Raw genomic sequence first — 20,840 nt, forward strand, 5'->3', positions numbered from 1 at the left:
AAAGGAAGGCCGTTGAGCGACGACATCTTTGCGGACGACTTCCACCAGCAGCCGGTTTGGTGGGACGAGGCCGGGCGGCCAGAAGCGGCGATCGGCGACTTGCCGGACTCCGTGGACGTCCTGGTCATCGGGTCGGGGTTTGCCGGCCTGAACGCGGCACTGATGACGGCGCGTGCCGGCATGTCGACGCTGGTGCTCGACAAGGGCGCGCTTGGCCGCGGCGCCAGCACCCGGCTGGTCGGATTCATCGGGCGCTTTTTGCACTATTCGATCGCCAAACTGATCGCCATGTTCGGTGAGGAACAGGCAATGGCCATGTACCGCGAAAGCGGTGATGCGCATTTCTACTTCCTGGACTTCATCAAACAGGAAGGTTTCGATGTCGGCCTGCTCTATCGCGGTCGCTTTTCGGCGGCCCACACGCCGGCCGCCTATGAGGCGCTCGCTGAGAACGCGCGCAACATCGAACGCCATATGCCATTCAGCTACGAGATGTGCCCCCGGTCTGACCAGCGCAATCATGTCGGCAGCGACGCGTTCCATGGCGGCATGATCCTGCACGAGCACGGCACCGTTCACCCGGCGCGGTATCATCGCTGTCTCGTCGATGCGGTGCGCAAGGCCGGCGGCCTTGTTATCGGCGACAACGCCGTCCTCAAGGTCGAGGGTCAAAGGCAGGCGTTCACGGTGGCGACGCAGCAAGGCACCATCCGCGCGCGCGAAGTCATCGCCTGCACCAACGGCTATAGCAACGAGATCCGCGATGCCGTCCCCTATCTCAGAAAGCGGGTGGTCCCGGTCGCGGGCTATCAAATCGCGACCGAGCCGATCAGCGCGGAGAGAATGAAGGCGGTGAAGCCATCGGGTATGGCCGTCTACGATACACGCGTCAGTCTGAACTGGGATCGCCCAACGCCCGATGACCGCGCCATCGTCTACGGCGGCCGATCGGGAACCCACGAGGGCGATCCGCTGAGCAAGGCGAGTTACCTCCATCGCAAGATGGTGGCGACCTATCCCGATCTCGAGGGCGTCAAGATCCGGCGTTACTGGCAGGGTTTCATGGGCTTTGGCATCGACCGGCTGACCCATGTCGGGTGCAACGAACAGGGCATCCACTATGCCACCAGTTTCTCGGCCTCCGGCCTGCCGCTCGGCACCTACTTCGGCCAGAAGGTCGGGCGACGGGTCGCCGGGCTACAGGGCGCCGACACCTGTTTTTGGAACCTCGACTTTCCGACCCGGTTCTTCTTCGACGGCAACCCGTGGTTCGTGCCGCTGATGGCCGCACGCTACGACCTGGAGGATCTGCTGTTCGCGCGCGGCAACAAGAAGACCGGCTAGCGCTCTTCCACGATCAGTGGTCGGAGAGATAGATCTCGGCAAGCGTGCAGGTGTCGTTAGTGAAGGTCGGCCCGATCTCACGCGCGAAGTCGATGCGGTGATATTGGTAGCCGACCCATCCAAGCAGCTGGAGGCGGCGCAGCATGATGAGCGTCGGGATCGCCGCTTCCAGATCGGCCGGCACGTTGGCGATGCGGCGATAACCGTCAAGCCAGCTTGCGACCAGATCTGGCACGTCCGCCCGCTCCTCCAGGAAACTCAGCGCCGTCGCGAGGTCGTAGAGGAACCAGCCGTAGCCGAGGTCGTCGAAGTCGATAATCGCAGTGCGATCGCCTTCGACCAGTAGATTGGCAAGCCGCAAATCGGCATGGATCAGACCGAACCGGTCGCGGTCGGTCGAGAGCGCCGCCAAGCGTTTGCGCAGGGTCTGGTCGACCCGCGTGAGCAGGTCCAGGACATCGCCTTCGACATGGATGCCGTTCTGCCATGGGCCCCAGTTGAGCTGATCGTCAAGCATGCTCTCCGGCGTCAGCGACGGCCGATAAAAACTATCCGGCGCGCGCCAGGCCTTGGCTTCCTTGTGCATCTGAGCCGAGATGGTGCCCAATCGCTCGAAACCCGGGATCAGATCATCCTCCGGCGGTTCGCTGCCGGAGATGAAGCTGTAGATCACCGCCTGACGCGGCTTATCCAAATCGTCAGACGACAACGTGTGAACCAGCGTGCCGTCGCGCGCCGGCCTCACCTTTGGCACGACAATGTCGGTATTGTCGTGAAGATGCATCAGCCAGCGCATCTCCGAATCGACCTGGCCGGGCTCGTGGTAGGACAGCCGCCCGGAGCTGACGCGCGCGACATCCTTCTCGCCCGACACCGGATCATCGATCAGATAGACCTTGTTTTCCGACTCGCTCAACAGGCGGACGGTCGTCTGATCGGCGTAGTCGTAGCGACCGATCAGGCCCGTGACTTCGCGCTCGAGCGCTGCGACCAGCTGTTCGGTGTCCTGCACCATGGCAGCCTAGAGCGTGCCGTTGAAGCTGCCGCCGTCCATGACAAGGTTCTGCCCGGTTATGTATCCGGCGTGCACGCTGCACAGGAAGGCGCAGGCCGCACCGAACTCGTCGGCCTCACCAAAGCGGCCCGCCGGGTTGCTCTGGGCCTCACGCTTCATGGTCGCCTCGAAGTCTTCGTCGCCCTGGCCGCGTTTGGTCATGGTCTGACGCAGCCGGTCCGTGTTGAACGGGCCGGGCAGCAGGCCGTTGATGGTCACGTTGTGGCGAACGGTCTGGCGTGAGAGGCCCCCGACAAACCCTGTCAGGCCGGAGCGCGCGCCATTGGAAAGTCCGAGGATGGGGATCGGCGATTTCACGCCCGCCGACGTGACGTTGACGATACGGCCGAAGCCGCGGTCGATCATGCCGTCGACCGTCGCCTTGATCAGAAAGATCGCCGTCAGCATGTTGGCGTCGAGCGCCGTGATCCAGTCGTCTCGGTCCCAGTCGCGGAAGTCGCCCGGCGGCGGGCCGCCCGCATTGTTAACCAGGATGTCGGGCCCCGGGCAGGCATCAAGCAAAGCCTGGCGGCCGGCTTCGGTCGTAACGTCGGCAGGGACCGGCACCGCGCGCACGCCGGTTTCCGACGCGATCTCGCGCGCCGTCGCTTCGACTGTCTCGGCCGTGCGGCCGTTGATGACGACGTCGACCCCTTCCCTGGCCAGCGCCATCGCGCAGCCCTTGCCGAGCCCCTTGCTGGAGGCGCAAACGATGGCCGACTTGCCGGCTAGTCCGAGGTCCATGCTTCATCTCTCCTTGTGGATTCCTGTTGTTCGAGGACGCGGCGCGCCAGCGGAACGGTAATGTTGCGCCGCTCGGCAAGCGACAGGCTGTCGAGGCTTTCGACCAAGCTGCCGACGGCTGAGAAGGAACGCTCCATGCGCATGACGATATAGTCGACCACGTCGTCGGCGACCTTGAGCTGCCTGTCGTCGAACAGTTTGGCGAGGACCGCCGCCAGAAGATCGTCATCGGGCGCGGTCACCGCGACAGCGGGTATGGCACCAAGGCGCGATGCCAAGTCAGGCAGATCAACCGACCAGCGCGCCGGCGCCTCGCGGCCGGTCAGCATCAGGAAACCCTCTTCCTCACGGATCAGATTGATGATGTGGAACAGCGCTTCCTCATCGACGCCACGGTCGGCGTCTTCGACCACCAAACGGTGATCGCTGCCTAACGCATCGATCACGTTGGCAACGGTCAGGTCGTGTGCCGCGATGACTTGCGCGCCGGACCGGAGGCGCCAGACATGGGCCAGGTGGCTCTTGCCGCTCGCCGCCGGCCCATAGAGCGCCAGTGACCGGCCTGGCCAGTCGGGCCAGCGGTCGAGCCAAGCGACAGCATCGCGGTTGGCGTCGGCGACGACAAAATCCTCGGCATCCAGCGCATGGCGGTGTTCAAACGACAGCGGGATCTGTTGGGCCGTCACGGTCGTCAAAGCGGGTAGATCAGCCAGATGTCGCCGCGTTCGACGAGCGCCAGGCCCTGCTGGCGCAAGGTCGACTGCAGCCGTTGGACATCGCCGAGATAGCGCAGGTTCACCCGGGCGCTCTTGGCCGACAACACGATCGTCTCGACATCCTGGATCAGCGCGGTGCCGGAGAGGACCCGGCGCATCTCCAGCCAGTTGGCGAGGTCGTCGAACGAGACATCGACAACGATCTCGTCCTGGGAATCAGGCGCCAGCAGGTTGGCCGTCTTCCAGGTCTCGTTGACGCTGTCGTCGGCGGTTTTGACGGCATTCAACAGGTCGCCCTCGCCGAGCGACGGCACAATGCGCGAACCGAGGATGGGCACCTGCTCGCCAATCGCCTCAGTATAGGTGGTCAGCGACAGATTGTTCGCGTTGCCCGCCTCGATGGTCGCGACCAAGACGCCCTGGGCGCCATACCGCTCAGCCAAGGGCTGCATCAACGCCCAGTTACCCTGTACCGCGTCCTCGGCATCGAGCGATAGGAGATCGGAGAGATCGCCGAACGGCGCGCGTAACGCGATCAAACCGTGGCCCGGCGGCGCGTTCTGCCACGCCTGCAGCCATACCGCATCGCCCTCCGACCACAGCGCCGGCGTGCCACCGCGTATCAGCACAGGCAGGACCAGAAGGGTCGGACCCGGCGATTCAGCAAACGGGATGTTCTGCACGCTGAGTAGCGAACGCACCGCATCCGCGTTAAATCGATAGGTTAAGTTCGCGATGTAACGCTCTGAAGAGACACGCTCTTCATCCACACCAAAACTACGGACGAGATTGGTGAGCTGGCTCTGCCCGGCGCTGATCGCGCGCTGCTGATCGCCGATCGGGACCAGCCGTTGGACCAGGAACCGCCAGGCCATCTGCTGACCGTTGGCGAGTGCCGTATCGCGCGCGGCATCAGCGCTGTCGGCGGTTTCGTCGACCATGACGTTACTGACGACGAAGGCATCTTGAGCGCGCGCCGAATGGGGGCCATCGAGGCCCATGACAAGCACAACCAGTCCAACGGAAAGAACAAGGAGCCTGAGGCCCCATCGGCGAGGCTTTTGCCGCATTGCAAAGACGTTCCCATGACGTATGTTGAGCCGACGATAACAGACCGTCGTTCGGGGAGCGAGGCCGCCATGACAGGCCTGACGTACAGGGACGCGGGCGTCGATATCGACGCCGGCGAGAGTGTGGTTGAGGCGATCAAGCCGCTCGCCCGCGCGACCATGCGCTCCGGCGCCGACGCCGCGCTGGGTGGCTTCGGCGGCGTGTTCGACCCGCGCGCGGCCGGTTATGAAGACCCCCTTCTCGTCTCCGGCACCGACAGCGTCGGCACCAAGCTGAAGCTGGCGATCGATGTCGGTGTCCACGACACCGTCGGCATCGACTGCGTCGCCATGTGCGCCAACGACGTGCTGGTCCAGGGCGCCGAACCGCTCTTCTTCCTGGACTATATCGGTATCGGCCAGATGGAGGTCGAGCTCGCCCGCGACCTCGTCGCCGGTGTCGCGGAGGGCTGCCATCAGGCCGGGTGCGCCTTGATCGGCGGTGAGTCCGCTGAACTGCCCGGCCTCTATGCGCCCGGCGACTACGACCTCGTCGGCTTTTGCTGCGGCGCGGTTGAACGCGACGGCCTGTTGCCCCGTGACGATATGGCGCCCGGCGACGTCATCCTGGGCCTGGCGTCCAGCGGCGTGCATTCCAACGGCTTCTCCCTGGTGCGCCAGGCGATCGCCCTGCGTGGCCTGGATCTAGCCGACGACGCACCGTTCCAACCGGGCACCAGCCTGGGCCTTGCCCTGCTGGAGCCGACGCGCATTTACGTCAAAAGCTGCCTGGCGGCGATCAGAGGCGGCGGCGTCAAGGCGCTCTGCCACATCACCGGCGGCGGCTTGATCGAGAACATTCCGCGCGTCCTGCCCGACCATTTGAGCGCACACATCACTGCGGGATCATGGCAGGTACCGGACGTCTTTTCATGGCTTGCCACCGGCCATCAGGGATCGGGTATCACGGCGCATGAGATGGCGCGGACCTTCAACTGCGGCATCGGCATGATCGTTGTCACGGCACCGGAAGACGCTGAGGCTGTCGCCGCAAGACTGCGTGACGGCGGCGAAACCGTATGGCCGATCGGCGAACTCGTCGCGCGCGACGCGGCGGAGCCGCTGACGATCGACAAGCTCGACAGCGGCTGGCTCAAAGGCTGAGATCGGTAATGAAGGTTGCGGTGTTCATCTCCGGGCGGGGCAGCAATCTGCAATCGCTTATCGACGGCTGCGCCGACGGCACCATCCCCGCCGAAATCGGGTTGGTGGTGTCGAACCGCCCGGACGCCCAGGGGCTGACCCGCGCCGACCAGGCCGGCATACCGACCGCCGTCATCGACCACAAGGCCTATAGCACGCGAGACGACTTCGACGCCGTGCTCGACCGTACGACACGCAAGGCCGGTTGCTCGTTCATCTGTCTCGCCGGTTTCATGCGCATCCTGACCGAGCGCTTCGTGCGCAATTGGCGTGATCGCATGATCAACATCCACCCCGCGCTCTTACCCGCCTTCCCCGGCATCAACTGCCACGCCCGTGCGATCGAGGCGGGCGTGCGGATCTCCGGCGCAACCGTCCACTTCAGCCGTCCGGAGCTGGATGCCGGCCCGATCATCGTTCAAGGCGCGGTCCCTGTGCTGCCGGACGATACAGAGGACACGCTCGCCGCGCGGATCTTGGAGGTCGAGCACCAGATCTATCCCCTGGCGCTCAAGCTCGTCGCGCAAGGCCGGATTACCGTGCGCAACGAGATCGTCCGCATCGACGATGCCGACTTCGTCAACGGGTTCATGATCAACCCGTTGCCATAAGGGCATCTTGTTGTTTCCCTCGCCCCTTGAGGGAGAGGGAAACGCAGGCTTGGGCGCGTCAGCGCCATAGCCGAAGTAGGGTGAGGGGTAAGCCGTCGCCAGTTTGATTAGTGCGCTATCGCGCGCGGCCCCCTCACCCCGGCCCTCTCCCTCGTTGGAGAGGGGCAGAGGTGCGGCCCTGTCTCGCCTTATCTCAATAGAACTTAGATAAGCACGTCGCGCAGAGCGGCGATCGCCGTCTGCAAGTCATCTTCCGGTCCCAGCGTCACGCGCAGACAGTCCGGCAGTTTGTAACCGCCCATGGGCCGCAGAATGATGTCGCGCTGCTTCAGTGCGTCGTAGGTGTTGGCCGCCTGATCGGCACCGCCGGGAAAACGCACGAGCACGAAGTTGCCGTGACCTCGGACGGCCTTGAGACCCATCGGCGTCACGGCACTTTCAAACATCGCACGCAAGTGGTTGTTGAGCTCGCGATGATGGTCAACATGCTTGCTGTCGCGCACCGCGGCGTGGGCGGCAGCGAGTGAGGGCGCGGTCAGGCTGTTGGGCAGACGCAGCCGGTGCACCATGTCGACGACGTCGGGCGGACCATAGGCCCAGCCGATACGCATACCGGCCAGACCGTGGATCTTGGAAAAGGTGTGCAAGACGACCGTGCGCGAACTCTCGCGCGCCAGCGCCAAGCCATCGTCATAGGCGGGGTCGCTGACAAACTCGCCATAGGCGGCGTCCAATACCAGCAGCACGTGATCCGGCAGGTCCCGCTGCAGCGCGCGGATTGACTGGATGTCCAGCAACGTCCCGGTCGGATTGTTCGGGTTGGCCAGAAAAAGGATGCGGGTCTCCGGTGTCACCGCGCGCAGCAGGTGGTCGATGTCGACGGTCATGCCCGGTTCCTCGGCGCGCACCACACGGCCGCCGGCGATGCGTGTCGCGGTATCGAAGAACAGATAGCCGTAGCGGCTGGTCAGCGCCTCGGTGCCTGAGCCGAGATAGGCCAGCGCCAGATAGAGGATCACCTCCATCGAACCGGCGGTGCAGACGATACGCTCGGGCTCTATGTCGTGGATTTCGCCGAGCGCTTCGCGCAGTGCCCGCGCTTCCGTGTCGGGATAGAGCTGCGGCCGCGCCATGGCATCGCGCGCGGCCTCGATGGCAAGCGGGCTGGCGGCAATAGCGGCCTCGTTCGACGCCAGTTGGATGGCGCCGGGCTTACCCATCTCGGCGAGTTCATAAGGCGACAGCGCCTGGACGTGGGATTGCGCAATGAGTGGCATCAGTATCCCCTCACCGGGTCGACGATGTTGAAACGCTGCCGGCCGGCCATGTGTCGAGCGAGATTGTCGGCAAAGATATCAAGTGCCGCCAGTTCCCAGCCTTCGTAAACCGCGCAGCTATGGGGTGTGATGATCACGTTCTCCATATCCCAGAACGGTGCGTCTTCGGGCATCGGCTCGGGATCGTAAACATCCAGCGCCGCGCCGCCCAACTGGCCGCTGATCAGCGCTTCTTCCAACGCCGCCGCATCGACCACGCCGCCGCGCGAGACGTCGACCAAAAAGGCGCCGGGCTTCATGGCCGCGAAGGCGGCGGCATCGATCATGCCAAGCGTCCGTGAAGTCCGCGGTACGCAGACGGCAACGACATCGGCCTCGGCGAGCGCGGTGTGCAGGTCGTCGGCGGCATGGACCTTGTCGACATTCGCCATGTCTTGCGGCCTGGCGCGCGTACCGACGACGCGTATGCCAAGCGCCGTCGCCTTCGCGGCAAGCGCCTGACCGGTGCTGCCCAGCCCGACGATCGCCATGGTCAGCCCGCGCAGATCGCGGACGGTTCCCGGGCACCATTCGTGGCGCGCCTGCGCGCGCATGAAAAAGGGAAACCGCATGGCGAGCGCCACGGTCGAACCGATGACGTACCAGGCCATCGATTCAGCGGCGACGCCGGCGCCATTGGTGACCGTTACGCTCGCCGGGTCCCACGCCCCCAGGTGATCGGCGCCAACGCCGCCGATCGCGATCCACTCCAGACCCGGCGATGACTTCAGCGCATCGGATGGATAGGGCCCCTCTTCGAAGCGAATGTGGAATTGCGCCTCAGGCTTTGTCTCGGCAAGCGCGTCAGGCAACGCGGCATAACTGTCGCAGCCGAAGACCTCGACGTTGGGAAAGCGCGCCGCCAACCGCTCGACCAGCGGCTGCGGTTGCGCTTCGTGAATGAGGACACGCATGATTGCCGCGCCCTCCCCGAGTCAGTGCTAGCCGACGATCTCGTCGTCGGAGAAGAAGAACGCGACTTCGCGCGCGGCATTCTCTACGGAGTCCGAGCCGTGCACCGAGTTGGCCTCGATCGATTCGGCGAACTCCGCGCGAATGGTGCCGGCATCCGCATCGGCGGGATTGGTGGCGCCCATGACTTCGCGGTTCTTGGCAACGGCGTTGTCGCCTTCCAGGACCTGAACGACCACGGGACCGGACGTCATGAACGCGACCAGCGAACCATAGAAAGGGCGCTCGCGATGGACTTCGTAAAAGGCCTCAGCCTGCTCCTGGGTCAAGGCGATGCGCTTCTGGGCGACAATCCGGAGACCGGCATCCTCCAGTTTGGCGTTGATCTTGCCGGTCAGATTGCGGCGGGTGGCGTCCGGTTTGATGATCGATAGCGTGCGTTCGGTGGCCATGGTGAGCGGTCTTTTTGCTGGTGAGAACGAGGGGTCGTGTGAATTTCGCGCGCCTTATAGGGCGTTCGACCGCCAGCGTCTACTACCCAGCCTCGCCGCCCGCTTCGGCCTTCTGCTCCCAGCCGCCCTGATCAGTCTGCTGCCAATAGGTCAGGTGATGACCGCCATCCTTCAACGCTTTCCAACGCACACGAGCGGCGGCCACGGCGGCTTCGTCGCGGCCATCGAACATGTCGATGATGCGTTCGAAGTCAGATGTCTCACCGGCATCTGCGCCACCGGTCAGGACCAGGACCTTGGCGCCGTTCGGGTTGGTGACGTGATCGGTCAGATAGACCGGCTGGTCCTCTGGGTCGCCGTCGGCGGCCGTACCGTGGGGCAAGAACGAGGCGGGATCATAGGTCCACAAGGCCGCGCTCAGATGCTCTGCCCGTTCGTCGGATTCCGCGACGACCACCGCGCGCATGCCCCGCGACACCGCCTTTTCCAGGAGCTTCGGTAGGGCCCGTTCGAGAGGCGTGCGCAGCAGGTGGTAGAAGCCGATTTCGCTCATCGGGTCCTAGCTTTCGTACTGCTCCTCGACGAAGGCATCGAGCATGCGCACGCCGTAGCCGGTCGCGCCCTTGGGCGTCAGCGGCTCGTCCGACTTCACCCAGGCGGTACCGGCGATGTCCAGGTGCGCCCATGGCGTATCACCGATAAAGCGCTCCAGCAGAACGGCGCCTGCCGTGCTGCCGGCCTCGCGCGCCTTGCCGACGTTTTTCATGTCCGCGATGTCGGACTTGATGTCCTTGCTGTAGCGGTCGCCCAGTGGCATGCGCCAGAGCTCCTCACCAACCTTGTCGCCGGCGGCAACCAGGCCATAGGCCAGTTCATCGTTGTTGCTGAAGAGGCCCGCCTTGTAGCTGCCCAGGGCGACGATGATCGCCCCGGTCAGAGTCGCCAGATCGATCACCTGCTTCGGTTTGAAGGTCTCGACCGCATAGTGCAGAGCGTCGGCCAGCACCAGCCGGCCCTCCGCGTCGGTGTTGATGACCTCGATCGTCTGGCCCGACATGGTGGTCACCACATCGCCTGGCCGTTGGGCTGTGCTGGACGGCATGTTCTCGACACAGCCGATGATGCCGACCACGTTGGCCTTGGCACTGCGCGCGGCAAGCGCGTGCATCAGGCCGGTGACACAGCCCGCACCCGCCATGTCGAACTTCATCTCCTCCATGCCGCCGGCCGGCTTGATCGAGATGCCGCCGGTATCGAAGCACACGCCCTTGCCGACCACCGCCAGCCACGGCGCGTCGCTGGCGGCGCCCTCCCAGCGCATCACCACAAGCTGGGATTCGCGGGCGCTGCCCTGGCCGACGCCAAGCAGCGCACCCATGCCCAGCTCGGTCATCTTGGCTTCTCCCAAGACTTCAACGTCGACACCTAACGCGCTCAATTCACTCGCTCTTCTGGCAAACTCCTCTGGATAGAGTGTGTTGGCCGGCTCGCTGACGAGGTTCCGGGTCAATTCGACACCGGCGGCGAGCGGCGCCAGACGGGCCATGCGGGCCTCGCCCGCCTCGGGGTCGGCGCTGACGATCGTCAGGCGCTCCAGGCTGGGCAGATCGTCGTCCTTCAGCTTGGTGCGGTACTTGTCGAAGCGATAGCTGCGCAGCCGGACACCGTGGGAGAAATCGGCGCCGTGGGCTGCCTTGACCGACAGCAGGGCCGCGTGCTTGGCGCCGACCCGATTGAGGTGTGCAGCAACATTGCCGCCCAGGCGCTGGCGCCCGAGATCGGTGATGTCGTCGAAATCGCCGAGGCCGACGGCCACGATACGGCTGGCGCTGATGCCCGCCGGTGCGACGATGTCGAGGATCTGATCGCGCTTGCCGCTGAACCGTCCAGTCGCGACGGCCTTGGTGACGGCGCCGTCGGTCAGCCCGTCGATTTCCTCGGCCCCGGGCCGCAACGCGCGGTTCTCGCTTATGCCGACAATCAGCGCGTCGGCGTCATCGGGGATAGTCGTCGCAAAGGCAAAGTCCATGGTGTCCTCAGGTGCGTTTAGTGGTGTTTCTATCGGCCAGCGAGGCCGCGGGCGGGTGGCACCGATACTGGGCGCGCGGTCATTCTACTGCAAGTCACCATGACGGGAAGTGCCTGGCGGCTCTATTCGATGTGGGCCGGCAGCTGCTCAGCCAGATAGGTGCCGATCCGTCGCGACCCGCTGGGTGTCGTGTGAATGGCGTCATAGAAGTCCTGGGTATCAAAGACGAGCTCACCGGCCAGATCGATACAGATGGCACCGACGTCGCGGCAGAAAGCGAGCAAGACGTCGTTGTAGGCCCGCATCTCCTGAAAGATACTGCCTGCCCCGCTTCCGGCTACCTCTTCCAGTTCGCCGCCCGCCTCGCGGACGAGGCCGACCGGCTGGGTCACGTAGATCGGCGTGGTGCCATAGTTGCGCGCGACCTGATCGAGCAACCGCAGCCTCTCGCCATAGGCATCCAGCGCCTCTTGATTGGGTGTGACGGGTGCGACCGGCTGATAGGAGATCGTCTCGGGGTTGGTGTCGACATCACCATAGACGACATCGATGTCGTGAGCCGCGATCCAGCCCTTCAGGTTCTTGAACGCGCGCGAGAAGACGCTGTGATTGCGGATGTAGGTGCTCAGCCGCCGGGACCATGATGGCGATGTCAGGCTGTCGGGCTGGGGCACCTGGCCGGGCGCGACGCCACGGTCGTTATGGCCGACATAGATCAGCGCGTACTCGGGCGCCAGGTCGGGAATGTTGGGAAACCACAACTCAAAGCTCTTGATGTGGCCCATGGACGAGTGACCGTCGACGCCGGCGTTGGCGACAACGTGGTCATAACCTCGCGCGCGAAGCTCCTCCTCCAATACATCGGGCCAGGTGTCACCTTCGGTCGCGACACGGTCATTGGTCGTGCTACCGCCGACCGCCAGTATCGTGATCGCCGAGGGATCGCCGTGGTCGCCACGCAAGCCATATTCGTCGCGCTGATAAATCAACGCCGTGCCTGCCGGATAGTACGGGCTTTCGGTCTCGACACGGTTGGCGTTGATGCCGACGTTGAGCGAGCCGAACTCCGGCCCGAAGAGCCAGCTGCCGAGCACGAGTTCGACAACGATCAGCAACACCAGAAACACGATCAGGTTGATACCGAGTGTCTTGCCCATGCGGCGCCAGCGCGACGGCGTCTCAGTCCGGTGCGAAGGCATCCTTGTACTCAAGCTTGAGCGCGGGGTCCTGATTGTCCTTCATCAGCACGCAGTTGCCGACGACAAGCGCATCCAGTTCCGTGCCCATGAAGCAACGGAACGCGTCTTCCGGTGTGTTGACGATCGGTTCGCCACGCACGTTGAACGAGGTGTTGACGAGAACCGGACAGCCGGTGATCGCCTTGAACGCGGTCAGCAGCGCGTGATAGCGCGGGTTGGTTTCGGCATGCACCGTTTGAACCCGTGCCGAGTAATCGACATGGGTGACGGCGGGAATCTCCGAGCGTTGGACGTTCAACTTGTCGATGCCGAAAAGCGCCTGTTCGTCGGTGCTCATGGGACGTTGGCGTTCGCTCTTCACGTCGGCGACGAGCAGCATGTAAGGGCTGTCGACATCGATATCGAACCAGTCGGCAACATCCTCGCGCAACACCGACGGGGCGAAGGGCCGGAATGACTCCCGATACTTGACCTTAAGGTTCAGCGTCTTCTGCATGGTTGGCGAGCGCGGGTCGCCCAGGATCGAGCGGCCGCCCAGCGCGCGTGGTCCGAACTCCATGCGCCCCTGCATCCAGCCAACCGCCTTCTGATCGGCGAGCAGACGCGCGGTCGTCTCGATGACGTCGGCATCGTCGACAACCTGAAACGTGCCACCCGCGTTGCCCAGACGCGCCTCGATGTCCTCCTGCTTGAACACAGGGCCCAGGTACGAGCCCTTCATGGCATCGGACCCCTGCTGGATCTCGCGCGGTTGTCCCATCGGGCCATAATAGGTCGCCAGCGCCGCGCCCAACGCGCCCCCGGCATCACCGGCGGCGGGCTGGGTCCAAATGTTGTCGAACGCGCCGTCCTTCAGCACCTTGCCGTTAGCGACGCAGTTAAGCGCCACGCCGCCGGCCAAGCATAGGTTCTTCGATCCCGTCTCCTTGGCCAGCGAGCGCGTCATGCGCAACACCACCTCTTCCGTCACCGCCTGGATCGAGGCGGCGAGATCCATGTGGCGCTGGGTCAGCAATTCGTCTGCACCGCGCGCCGGTCCGCCAAACAGGTCGGCGAACTTCTGGTTCGTCATGGTCAAACCGGTGCAGTAATCGAAATACGACTGGTCCAGCCGGAACGTACCGTCCGGTTTCACGTCCATCAGGTTATCGAGGATCAGGTCTTTGAACGCGGGCTCGCCATAGGGCGCCAGTCCCATCACCTTGTACTCGCCGGAATTGACCTTGAAGCCGGTGTAATAGGTGAAGGCTGAATAGAGCAGTCCCAGCGAATGGGGGAAGTGAAGCTCCCGGACGATCTCTAGCTTGTTACCCTCGCCCATCGAGACGGACGTCGTCGTCCACTCGCCGACACCGTCCATGGTCAGCACGACGGCGTCGTCGAACGGCGACGGAAAAAAGGCGGATGCCGCGTGGCTTTGATGATGTTCGGCGAACAGGAGCTTCTTCGCCCAATCGAACTCCTCGTTATAGGCCTTGAGCTGCTTGCGCAGCAGATCCTTCAGAAAGAGCTTTTCTTTCAGCCACACTGGGATCGCCATACGGAACGACTGGAAGCCGCGCGGCGCGAACGCGACGTAGGTTTCCAAGAGGCGCTCGAACTTCAGAAATGGCTTGTCGTAGAACGTGACGTGATCGACATCGTCCAGCGTGATGCCGGCTTCTTCCAGACAGTACGCGATCGCGTTGTCGGGGAACGCGGAGTCATGCTTCTTGCGCGTGAAGCGTTCCTCCTGCGCGGCGGCAACGATGCCGCTCTCGTCGACCAGGGCCGCGGCGCTGTCGTGGTAGAAGGCCGAGATGCCGAGAATGCGCATGGTTGCGCGGCTGGCCTAAAACTGGTTCCGCATGGTGTCCGGGGCCGGGCCCGGCGGCGTGCGCTCGATCCAGTAGCTTGTGGCGTCCTTATCGAAGCGCAGCCTAAGCAGATCCTTGCCCAGGGTGCGCATGATGAAGCCGGTCGGCGTCACCGCGACAAAGAACATCAAACCCATGACCACCGGGCTCATGACCCGGTGTAGCAACAGACCGAAGCGAAACCACAGCTTGTTGAACGGCCTGAGGCAGCGGGGATAGACGAAGGAGACAATCACAAAGGCCGCCGCGATACCAAGCGACCAGATCCGGACGCCGCCGTCGCCCAGCAGCGGGAAAAGTGCCACGATCACGAAGACGGCGGCGAACACCAAGCCAAACTGCCGTTCCGAGCCCAGCTTCACATCGCCGGATCGGTTCAGGTCTTCGTGCATGCGCGAGACTCCGCCTAAGCCTTTGAATCACAGATATTTTTTCGTCTCCCTCTGGCCGGGAGCCGGGTTTGCACCGTATAACACGCGCCTTGGGGGAGGAAAACCGGCAAGGTGGCTGACTGGGACCGCCATGGGGACAGGTCACGCTATCGCCGTCTTTGCCCGGCACGACAGCCTCGCAACACTGGTTCGGACCGAAGAGCTATGCCTATAGTGCGGTAATGAAGGGGTTTGTTAGCTATATCTTGCGTCAGCTGGGGTCGACGGTGGTCTTCGTCACCGTTGCCTTGACTGGCGTCGTGTGGCTCAGCCAGTCACTTCGTTTCCTCGACTTCATCATCAACAAGGGCCTCTCGTTCTTCAGCTTCGCCAAGCTGACGATGCTGCTGATGCCGACCGTGCTGGCCATCATTCTGCCGGTCGCCGCTTTCTGTGCGGTCATCTACGTCTACAACCGCCTCAACACCGATCGCGAGCTGGTGGTGCTGCGCGCCGCGGGCCTGAGCCATTGGGCGCTTGCTGCGCCGGCGCTCTTGATGGCGCTTTGCGTGATGGGCGCGGGTTATGCCATCAACCTCTATCTGATGCCCGCGGGCTTCCGGACGTTCAAGGACGAGCAGTATGTCCTGCGCGCTGATTACTCACACATCCTGTTGCAGGAAGGCGTCTTTAACAGCCTGATCGATGGTCTGACCGTCTATGTCCGGGCACGCAACCCCAACGGCGAGGTGCTCGGCATCCTGGTGCATGACAGCCGTGAGGAAGGCGCCCCGGTCACCATGATGGCCGAGAGGGGCGCGCTGGTCTCGTCGCCGGAAGGACCGCGCTTCCTGATGATCAACGGAAATCGTCAGGAAGTCTCGACCGAGGGTCAGAACATCCGGATGCTGTTCTTCGACCGCTACACGCTGGACCTGTCGGATCTGACCGAACCGCCAGGCGACCGCTACCGCGAGCCGAGAGAGCGTTATCTGCATGAACTGATCGGACCGGCGATCTCGGTTAGCGATGAGCAAAACCGACCAGAACTGACCGCGGAGTTCCATCGGCGGCTGATCACGCCGATCAATGTCATCGCACTCACCATGATCGGCCTGGCGGCCATGATCTCGGGTGAGTTCAACCGCCGCCGGCAATGGCCCCGTTTGATGGCCGGGGTGCTATCGGCGGTGCTCTTCATCTCGCTGTCGTTCGCGCTTGGCAACGCGTTGGTCAAGACGCCGGAGGTCCTGCCGATCTTCTACGCCTATCCGTTCGCGGCCTCGGCGCTGGCGGCGCTGATCCTGCAGCGCAACCGCATTCCACGATGGCTATCGCCGCCAACCTTCCGACGATCGGAGGCCTGATCGTCATGCGGCTCTCCTATCTGTTGTCGCGCTACATCGGGCGTCAGTTCCTGATCTCGATCGGGCTTGTTTTCATGCTGATCATGGGCGTCGCGTTTCTGATCGACGCCGTCAACCTGGGTGATCGCGCGGCGTCGCGCGAGGGCGCCGGCCTGATTGTCGTTATCGAAATGGCGCTGCTGCGCGTGCCGTACATCGCCCAGAAGGTGCTGCCTTTCGCGGTACTGTTCGGCACCATGCTGACCTATCTGTGGCTGACACGAACAAATGAGTTGGTCGTGTCGCGCGCTGCCGGCGTGTCGGTCTGGCAGTTTCTGCTGCCCTCGCTCTCAATCGCGCTTTGTCTCGGCATCTTCGTCGTGACGGTCTTCAATCCCCTGTCGTCCGCCTTCATCTCGCGTTTCGAGCAGATGGAGGCGCAGTATCTGCGCGGACAATCCAGTCTGTTGACGGTCTCCGGCAGCGGCCTTTGGCTGCGTGACGGCGACGGTGACGAGCAGATGGTGATCCATGCCGAACGGGTGTCGCAGAGCGGCACCGAGTTGGATGACGTGATCATTTTCCTGTATGAGGACGTCGACCGTTTCGCCGAACGCATCGATGCCAAAACTGCAACTTTGCATGACGGCTATTGGGAGTTGGACGACGCGCTCGTGACAAGCCCTGAGATGACCGCCGCGTTCGCGAAGACCTACCGCATCGATACGGAACTGACAGTCGGGCGTATCCAGGACAGCTTCGCGCCGCCCGATACCATGTCGTTCTGGGACCTGCCTGAGTTCATCCAGTCGCTGGAGAAGGCCGGCTTTTCGGGCCTGCGGCACCGCATTCACTGGCACTCCATTCTGTCGATACCGCTGTTGTTGTCGGCGATGGTACTGGTTGCCGCGAGCTTCTCGCTGCGACTGACCCGGCGCGGCCGCCTGGGCATATTTATCCTTGCCGGCCTGATGACGGGTTTCCTTCTCTACTTCACCTCTGACGTATCGTTGGCGCTGGGGATGTCGGGCAGCTTGCCAGCCATCTTGTCGGCCTGGGCGCCGGCGACGATTTTCGCCCTGATAGGCACCGCTCTCTTGTTTCACCTGGAGGATGGATGACACAGCGCAGGCATGGGCGCTGCCTGCTGGGTCTCGTTGCCGCACTGTTGCTGTGGCTGCCGCAAGGCGGCCTCGCTCAAGACGATGGCGGCACTCTTCTGGATGCCGGCAATCTGAGCGACAATGTCGTTCTGCAGGCTGACGAGATCCGCTATGACCAGGCACTGCAGATCGTCACGGCGAGCGGCAATGTGGAGATTGCCAGTGCCGGGCGCATCCTTCAGGCCGACACCATTTCCTATAACCAGAACTCCGATATCGTCACCGCGACCGGCAATATCGTTTTGCTGGAGCCGACCGGCGAGGTTTTCTTCTCCGACTATGTGGAACTGACGGGTGACCTGAAGAACGGCGTCATCAGCGGTATCCGCATCCTGCTTGATGAGAACACCCGCGTTGCCGCAAATGGCGCGCGGCGCACCGGCGGTGTCGTGACCGAGATGCGCAAAGGTGTCTACAGCCCGTGCGACCTATGCGAGGACGATCCCAATGCGGCGCCGCTGTGGCAGGTCAAGGCGGTCAAGATCGTCCACAACCAGGAGACCAGAGACGTCGAGTACTACGATTCTTTCTTCGAGGTGTTCGGTGTGCCCATCGGCTATTCGCCCTACTTCCGTCACCCCGACCCGACGGTTAAGCGGCGAAGTGGTTTTCTGGCGCCAAGTTACGGCTCGAACAGCAACCTCGGCCTGATCTTGAACGTCCCCTATTACTTCAACCTGGCGCCAAACCAGGACGCGACCTTCACCACCATGTTTTTGACCAAGGAAGCGCCGGTGTTTCTGGGCGAGTACCGGGCCCTAACCGGCGCCGGCGGATTGGAACTTGACGGTGCACTGACCTACACGAAAGCGCGCGACAACACCGGCCAGGAGTTGGACGGCAACGAGTTCCGCTACTTCATCAAGGGCGACGGTCAGTGGAACTACGACAGCACCTGGCGCTACGGCTTCGACCTATACCGCAGTTCTGACGACACATTCCTGGACCGCTACAACTTCGACAACGTCGACACGCTGACATCCGATGTCTATGTCGAGGGCTTCCGCAACCGCTCCTACGCGTCCGCGTCGTCCTATGTGTTTCAGGGGTTGCGCGCGAGCGACGATCAAGACCAGATACCCGTTGTCCTGCCCTGGCTCGAACATCAGATTGTGACCAATCCGGCGGAAGACGGCAGCTTCTTCACACTCGATTCCAGCGCACTCGCCTTGACACGCCAGGACGGCACGGACACGCAGCGCGTGTCTGTCGGCGCCGGATACGAGTTGCCATATCTTTCCGATGACGGCCAGCTCTTCACGTTGAGGGCATCGCTTCGCGGTGATGCCTACCACGTCGACGATCTTGTGATCGGCAACGGTCAACCAAACTTTTCGGGTTTCGAAGGACGTATCTGGCCGGTTGCGTCGGTTGAGTGGCGCTATCCCTTCGTTCGCCAGTCAGGCAGCGTCCAACAGGTGATCGAGCCGATCGTCATGGGCGTGATCAGTCCCAACGGCGGCAATCCGGCGGAGATCCCCAACGAGGACAGCCAGGATTTCGAGTTCGACGATATCAACCTGTTCTCGGAAAACCGCTTCCCCGGCATCGACCGGGTCGAGGGCGGACCCAGGATCAACTACGGCATTCGCCTCGGCGCATTCGGCGCCAACGGCGGGCGGACCGAGGTTCTGGTCGGCCAGGTTTATCGTGCGCGAGTAGACGACACCTTCTCGCCCGGCACTGGTCTGGACGCCCACTTCTCGCACTTTGTCGGCCGTGTCCTGGTCAGCCCCAACGAATACCTGGACCTTTTGTACCGGTTCCGGATCGATAACGAGAGCTTCGCGGTGCGGCGCAGCGAACTGGGCTTTACGACGGGCCCGGAATGGCTTCGCGTCAGCGCCACTTACGTCCGCCTCAAAGACGACCCCAACCTGGTCGTCGACACTACCGAAGAGCGCGAGCAACTCTTCACCAGCGCGATCGTTGACTTTGGCGACGGATGGGGCGCGACAGGCAACTGGCGAGAGGACCTGACCGGCGCCGGCACCATTTCCTATGGCGCGGGTTTACTCTACGAGAACGAGTGCATCGTGATCGAGGCCGGCGTCGATCGCAGTTTCACCGAAAACCGTGATGTTCAGCCGGATACGACCTTCCTGGTGACGATCCGCCTGAAGCAGCTGGGCTAACACTGAATGTCTGCCTTGATTTCACCCAACTTCTCGTCACAAGGTCTGGGACCGGGAAACGACCTAATCCGATGTTCGTGAGCAAGATTATTATCCGCAGCGTCGCCTCGATCGCGTTGATTGTCGGTCTGGCACTGGTATCGCAGCCGCTTCGCGCGCAAGACTCCATCCGCATTGCCGCGGTTGTGAACGACCACGCGATTTCGGTTTTGGACGTGTTCGAACGCATGGCGATTGTGTTCGTGACCGCCAATCTGGAGGACACCCAGGAGGCGCGTCAGCGTTTGTTTCCACAGGTCCTGAGAACCCTGATCGACGAGCGCCTGCAGCTTCAGGAAGGCGCGCGGATCGGTTATGAGGTCAGCCAGGGGCAGCTGGATGCAGCGGCACAGCTCGTCGAGCAGTCGCTTGGGCTGCAGCCGGGTCAACTGGACTCCTATCTGTCGTTCAACCGCCTGAGCCGCGACGCGCTGATGAGCGAGCTTGAGGCGGAAATCGTGTGGACACGCCTGGTTCAAGACCGCATGCGCGACGACAACATCACGGAAGAGGAAATCACCGAAATTCTGGAGCGCATCGAGGCAAGCGCCGACGAGCATTCGTATCTGCTGGCCGAGATCTTCCTGGGCGTCGATGAACCGTCGCGCGAAGGCGAGATTCTCGCCAACTTGCAGCGCCTGGCCGACGCGATCCGCACCGGCGCCAGCTTCCCCGCGATCGCGCGCCAGTTCTCGCAAAGCGCCAGCAGCGCGAACGGCGGCGACCTCGGCTGGATTTTCGAGACCCAGTTGACGGATGAGCTCCGTGCCGTCATTTCAGAGATGTCACCGGGGTCGATGTCCCAGCCGATTCGCGTGATCGGCGGTTACACCCTGATCCTGCTGCGCGACGAGCGCGTCGGCTTCGGCGGCGATGACCCCGATCCGCCGTTCGTTCTCCGCCAGGCCCTGCTGCCCGTGCAGGCCGCGGCAAACGAGGAAGAACTTCAGCAGCAAGCCGGGGAGGTCCAGGCCGCCATCGCCGCTTGCGGTGACTTGGATACGCTTGGCGGGACATTTCCGTCTGCCCAGATCAGCCCACCGATCACGTTGCGCATGAGCGAACTGCAGCCGGTGTTTACAGAGACGGTCCAGACGCTTCCGACGGGGCAAGCCTCCGAACCCCTGCGCACCGAACTTGGCTACCATGTGCTGATTGTTTGTGAGCGCAGCGAGGCCGATGGCGGTCTGCCGACTCGTGAGGAGATCCTGGCGACCCTGGAAGACGAGCAGTTCGATCTCGTCTCGCGTGGTTACCTGCGTGACCTCAGGCGCCAGGCATTTGTGGATATCCGCATCTAA

Annotated in this window: 19 protein-coding genes; 7 read left to right on the plus strand and 12 right to left on the minus strand. The window is 63.1% G+C overall.

Annotation, left to right across the window (positions count from 1 at the left end; translation table 11 throughout):
* Positions 1-12 precede the first annotated feature (12 nt).
* Positions 13-1,344, plus strand: coding sequence for an FAD-binding oxidoreductase (locus AAF563_11280; protein MEM7121851.1), 1,332 nt, complete (start codon positions 13-15; stop codon positions 1,342-1,344).
* Positions 1,345-1,357: 13 nt separating this feature from the next.
* Here the strand turns inward: AAF563_11280 and AAF563_11285 are convergent, their stop codons facing one another.
* From AAF563_11285 to AAF563_11300, 4 genes are read right to left on the minus strand one after another with little or no spacing between them, the layout of a single operon-like run.
* Complete coding sequence (locus tag AAF563_11285) at positions 1,358-2,359, minus strand: phosphotransferase (protein MEM7121852.1); 1,002 nt, start codon at positions 2,357-2,359, stop codon at positions 1,358-1,360.
* 6 nt (positions 2,360-2,365) lie between these two features.
* Positions 2,366-3,142 (minus strand): SDR family oxidoreductase, encoded by a 777-nt coding sequence (locus tag AAF563_11290; GenBank protein MEM7121853.1) that lies wholly within the window; start codon positions 3,140-3,142, stop codon positions 2,366-2,368.
* Entirely contained in the window at positions 3,127-3,828 is a 702-nt protein-coding gene (locus tag AAF563_11295) for a DnaA/Hda family protein (GenBank protein MEM7121854.1), read from the minus strand. Before AAF563_11295 ends, AAF563_11290 begins: the two co-directional genes overlap by 16 nt.
* Before the next feature lie 5 nt (positions 3,829-3,833).
* Entirely contained in the window at positions 3,834-4,859 is a 1,026-nt protein-coding gene (locus tag AAF563_11300) for a DUF2066 domain-containing protein (protein ID MEM7121855.1), read from the minus strand.
* Between the two features lie 138 nt (positions 4,860-4,997).
* On the opposite strand from AAF563_11300, the gene purM reads away from it, so the two are divergent.
* Entirely contained in the window at positions 4,998-6,071 is a 1,074-nt protein-coding gene (purM, locus tag AAF563_11305; protein ID MEM7121856.1) for a phosphoribosylformylglycinamidine cyclo-ligase, read from the plus strand.
* A gap of 8 nt (positions 6,072-6,079) precedes the next feature.
* The gene (gene purN / locus AAF563_11310; protein ID MEM7121857.1) at positions 6,080-6,721 is read left to right on the plus strand and encodes a phosphoribosylglycinamide formyltransferase; all 642 of its coding nucleotides are present in this window, start codon (positions 6,080-6,082) and stop codon (positions 6,719-6,721) included.
* A 203-nt stretch (positions 6,722-6,924) separates the two neighbouring features.
* Here purN and AAF563_11315 read toward each other — a convergent pair whose 3' ends face one another.
* The 8 genes from AAF563_11315 to AAF563_11350 all read right to left on the minus strand — a co-directional run bounded on the left by AAF563_11315 (position 6,925) and on the right by AAF563_11350 (position 14,877).
* The gene (locus AAF563_11315; protein ID MEM7121858.1) at positions 6,925-7,998 is read right to left on the minus strand and encodes a histidinol-phosphate transaminase; all 1,074 of its coding nucleotides are present in this window, start codon (positions 7,996-7,998) and stop codon (positions 6,925-6,927) included.
* Positions 7,998-8,951, minus strand: a complete 954-nt coding sequence (locus AAF563_11320) for a D-2-hydroxyacid dehydrogenase (protein MEM7121859.1) — start codon at positions 8,949-8,951, stop codon at positions 7,998-8,000. Before AAF563_11320 ends, AAF563_11315 begins: the two co-directional genes overlap by 1 nt.
* A gap of 27 nt (positions 8,952-8,978) precedes the next feature.
* Complete coding sequence (ndk, locus tag AAF563_11325) at positions 8,979-9,401, minus strand: nucleoside-diphosphate kinase (GenBank protein MEM7121860.1); 423 nt, start codon at positions 9,399-9,401, stop codon at positions 8,979-8,981.
* Between the two features lie 82 nt (positions 9,402-9,483).
* Positions 9,484-9,954 carry a DNA polymerase III subunit chi gene (locus tag AAF563_11330; GenBank protein ID MEM7121861.1) on the minus strand — a complete coding sequence of 157 codons (471 nt, stop codon included), beginning with the start codon at positions 9,952-9,954 and terminating at the stop codon, positions 9,484-9,486.
* A 6-nt stretch (positions 9,955-9,960) separates the two neighbouring features.
* Complete coding sequence (locus AAF563_11335) at positions 9,961-11,430, minus strand: leucyl aminopeptidase (GenBank protein ID MEM7121862.1); 1,470 nt, start codon at positions 11,428-11,430, stop codon at positions 9,961-9,963.
* Positions 11,431-11,552: 122 nt separating this feature from the next.
* Complete coding sequence (locus AAF563_11340) at positions 11,553-12,629, minus strand: GDSL-type esterase/lipase family protein (GenBank protein MEM7121863.1); 1,077 nt, start codon at positions 12,627-12,629, stop codon at positions 11,553-11,555.
* Positions 12,610-14,445 (minus strand): carbamoyltransferase, encoded by a 1,836-nt coding sequence (locus tag AAF563_11345; GenBank protein MEM7121864.1) that lies wholly within the window; start codon positions 14,443-14,445, stop codon positions 12,610-12,612. The genes AAF563_11340 and AAF563_11345 overlap by 20 nt, the downstream gene beginning before the upstream one ends.
* A gap of 15 nt (positions 14,446-14,460) precedes the next feature.
* Positions 14,461-14,877, minus strand: a complete 417-nt coding sequence (locus AAF563_11350; GenBank protein ID MEM7121865.1) for an SxtJ family membrane protein — start codon at positions 14,875-14,877, stop codon at positions 14,461-14,463.
* 221 nt (positions 14,878-15,098) lie between these two features.
* Between AAF563_11350 and lptF the strand changes: the two genes are divergently transcribed.
* The 4 genes from lptF (at position 15,099) to AAF563_11370 (ending at position 20,840) form a co-directional block, all read left to right on the plus strand.
* Positions 15,099-16,223 carry an LPS export ABC transporter permease LptF gene (lptF, locus tag AAF563_11355; GenBank protein MEM7121866.1) on the plus strand — a complete coding sequence of 375 codons (1,125 nt, stop codon included), beginning with the start codon at positions 15,099-15,101 and terminating at the stop codon, positions 16,221-16,223.
* On the plus strand, positions 16,184-17,323 hold the full coding sequence (lptG, locus tag AAF563_11360; GenBank protein ID MEM7121867.1) for an LPS export ABC transporter permease LptG: 1,140 nt from the start codon (positions 16,184-16,186) through the stop codon (positions 17,321-17,323). Before lptF ends, lptG begins: the two co-directional genes overlap by 40 nt.
* On the plus strand, positions 17,320-19,500 hold the full coding sequence (gene lptD / locus AAF563_11365) for an LPS assembly protein LptD (GenBank protein MEM7121868.1): 2,181 nt from the start codon (positions 17,320-17,322) through the stop codon (positions 19,498-19,500). The genes lptG and lptD overlap by 4 nt, the downstream gene beginning before the upstream one ends.
* Before the next feature lie 77 nt (positions 19,501-19,577).
* A complete protein-coding gene (locus AAF563_11370) occupies positions 19,578-20,840 on the plus strand; it encodes a peptidylprolyl isomerase (protein MEM7121869.1) in 1,263 nt (420 codons plus the stop codon).

This window comes from Pseudomonadota bacterium, assembly GCA_039028155.1.
Lineage (GTDB): Bacteria > Pseudomonadota > Alphaproteobacteria > SP197 > SP197 > JANQGO01.

Bases quoted from the DNA above. Each gene is read 5' to 3' on its own strand.
- AAF563_11285 (MEM7121852.1), bottom strand. From the start codon at position 2,359: ATGGTGCAGGACACCGAACAGCTGGTCGCAGCGCTCGAGCGCGAAGTC.
- AAF563_11290 (MEM7121853.1), bottom strand. From the start codon at position 3,142: ATGGACCTCGGACTAGCCGGCAAGTCGGCCATCGTTTGCGCCTCCAGC.
- AAF563_11300 (MEM7121855.1), bottom strand. From the start codon at position 4,859: ATGGGCCTCGATGGCCCCCATTCGGCGCGCGCTCAAGATGCCTTCGTC.
- purM (MEM7121856.1), top strand. From the start codon at position 4,998: ATGACAGGCCTGACGTACAGGGACGCGGGCGTCGATATCGACGCCGGC.
- purN (MEM7121857.1), top strand. From the start codon at position 6,080: ATGAAGGTTGCGGTGTTCATCTCCGGGCGGGGCAGCAATCTGCAATCG.
- AAF563_11315 (MEM7121858.1), bottom strand. From the start codon at position 7,998: ATGCCACTCATTGCGCAATCCCACGTCCAGGCGCTGTCGCCTTATGAA.
- AAF563_11320 (MEM7121859.1), bottom strand. From the start codon at position 8,951: ATGCGTGTCCTCATTCACGAAGCGCAACCGCAGCCGCTGGTCGAGCGG.
- ndk (MEM7121860.1), bottom strand. From the start codon at position 9,401: ATGGCCACCGAACGCACGCTATCGATCATCAAACCGGACGCCACCCGC.
- AAF563_11330 (MEM7121861.1), bottom strand. From the start codon at position 9,954: ATGAGCGAAATCGGCTTCTACCACCTGCTGCGCACGCCTCTCGAACGG.
- AAF563_11335 (MEM7121862.1), bottom strand. From the start codon at position 11,430: ATGGACTTTGCCTTTGCGACGACTATCCCCGATGACGCCGACGCGCTG.
- AAF563_11340 (MEM7121863.1), bottom strand. From the start codon at position 12,629: ATGCCTTCGCACCGGACTGAGACGCCGTCGCGCTGGCGCCGCATGGGC.
- AAF563_11345 (MEM7121864.1), bottom strand. From the start codon at position 14,445: ATGCGCATTCTCGGCATCTCGGCCTTCTACCACGACAGCGCCGCGGCC.
- AAF563_11350 (MEM7121865.1), bottom strand. From the start codon at position 14,877: ATGCACGAAGACCTGAACCGATCCGGCGATGTGAAGCTGGGCTCGGAA.
- lptF (MEM7121866.1), top strand. From the start codon at position 15,099: ATGAAGGGGTTTGTTAGCTATATCTTGCGTCAGCTGGGGTCGACGGTG.
- lptG (MEM7121867.1), top strand. From the start codon at position 16,184: ATGGCTATCGCCGCCAACCTTCCGACGATCGGAGGCCTGATCGTCATG.
- lptD (MEM7121868.1), top strand. From the start codon at position 17,320: ATGACACAGCGCAGGCATGGGCGCTGCCTGCTGGGTCTCGTTGCCGCA.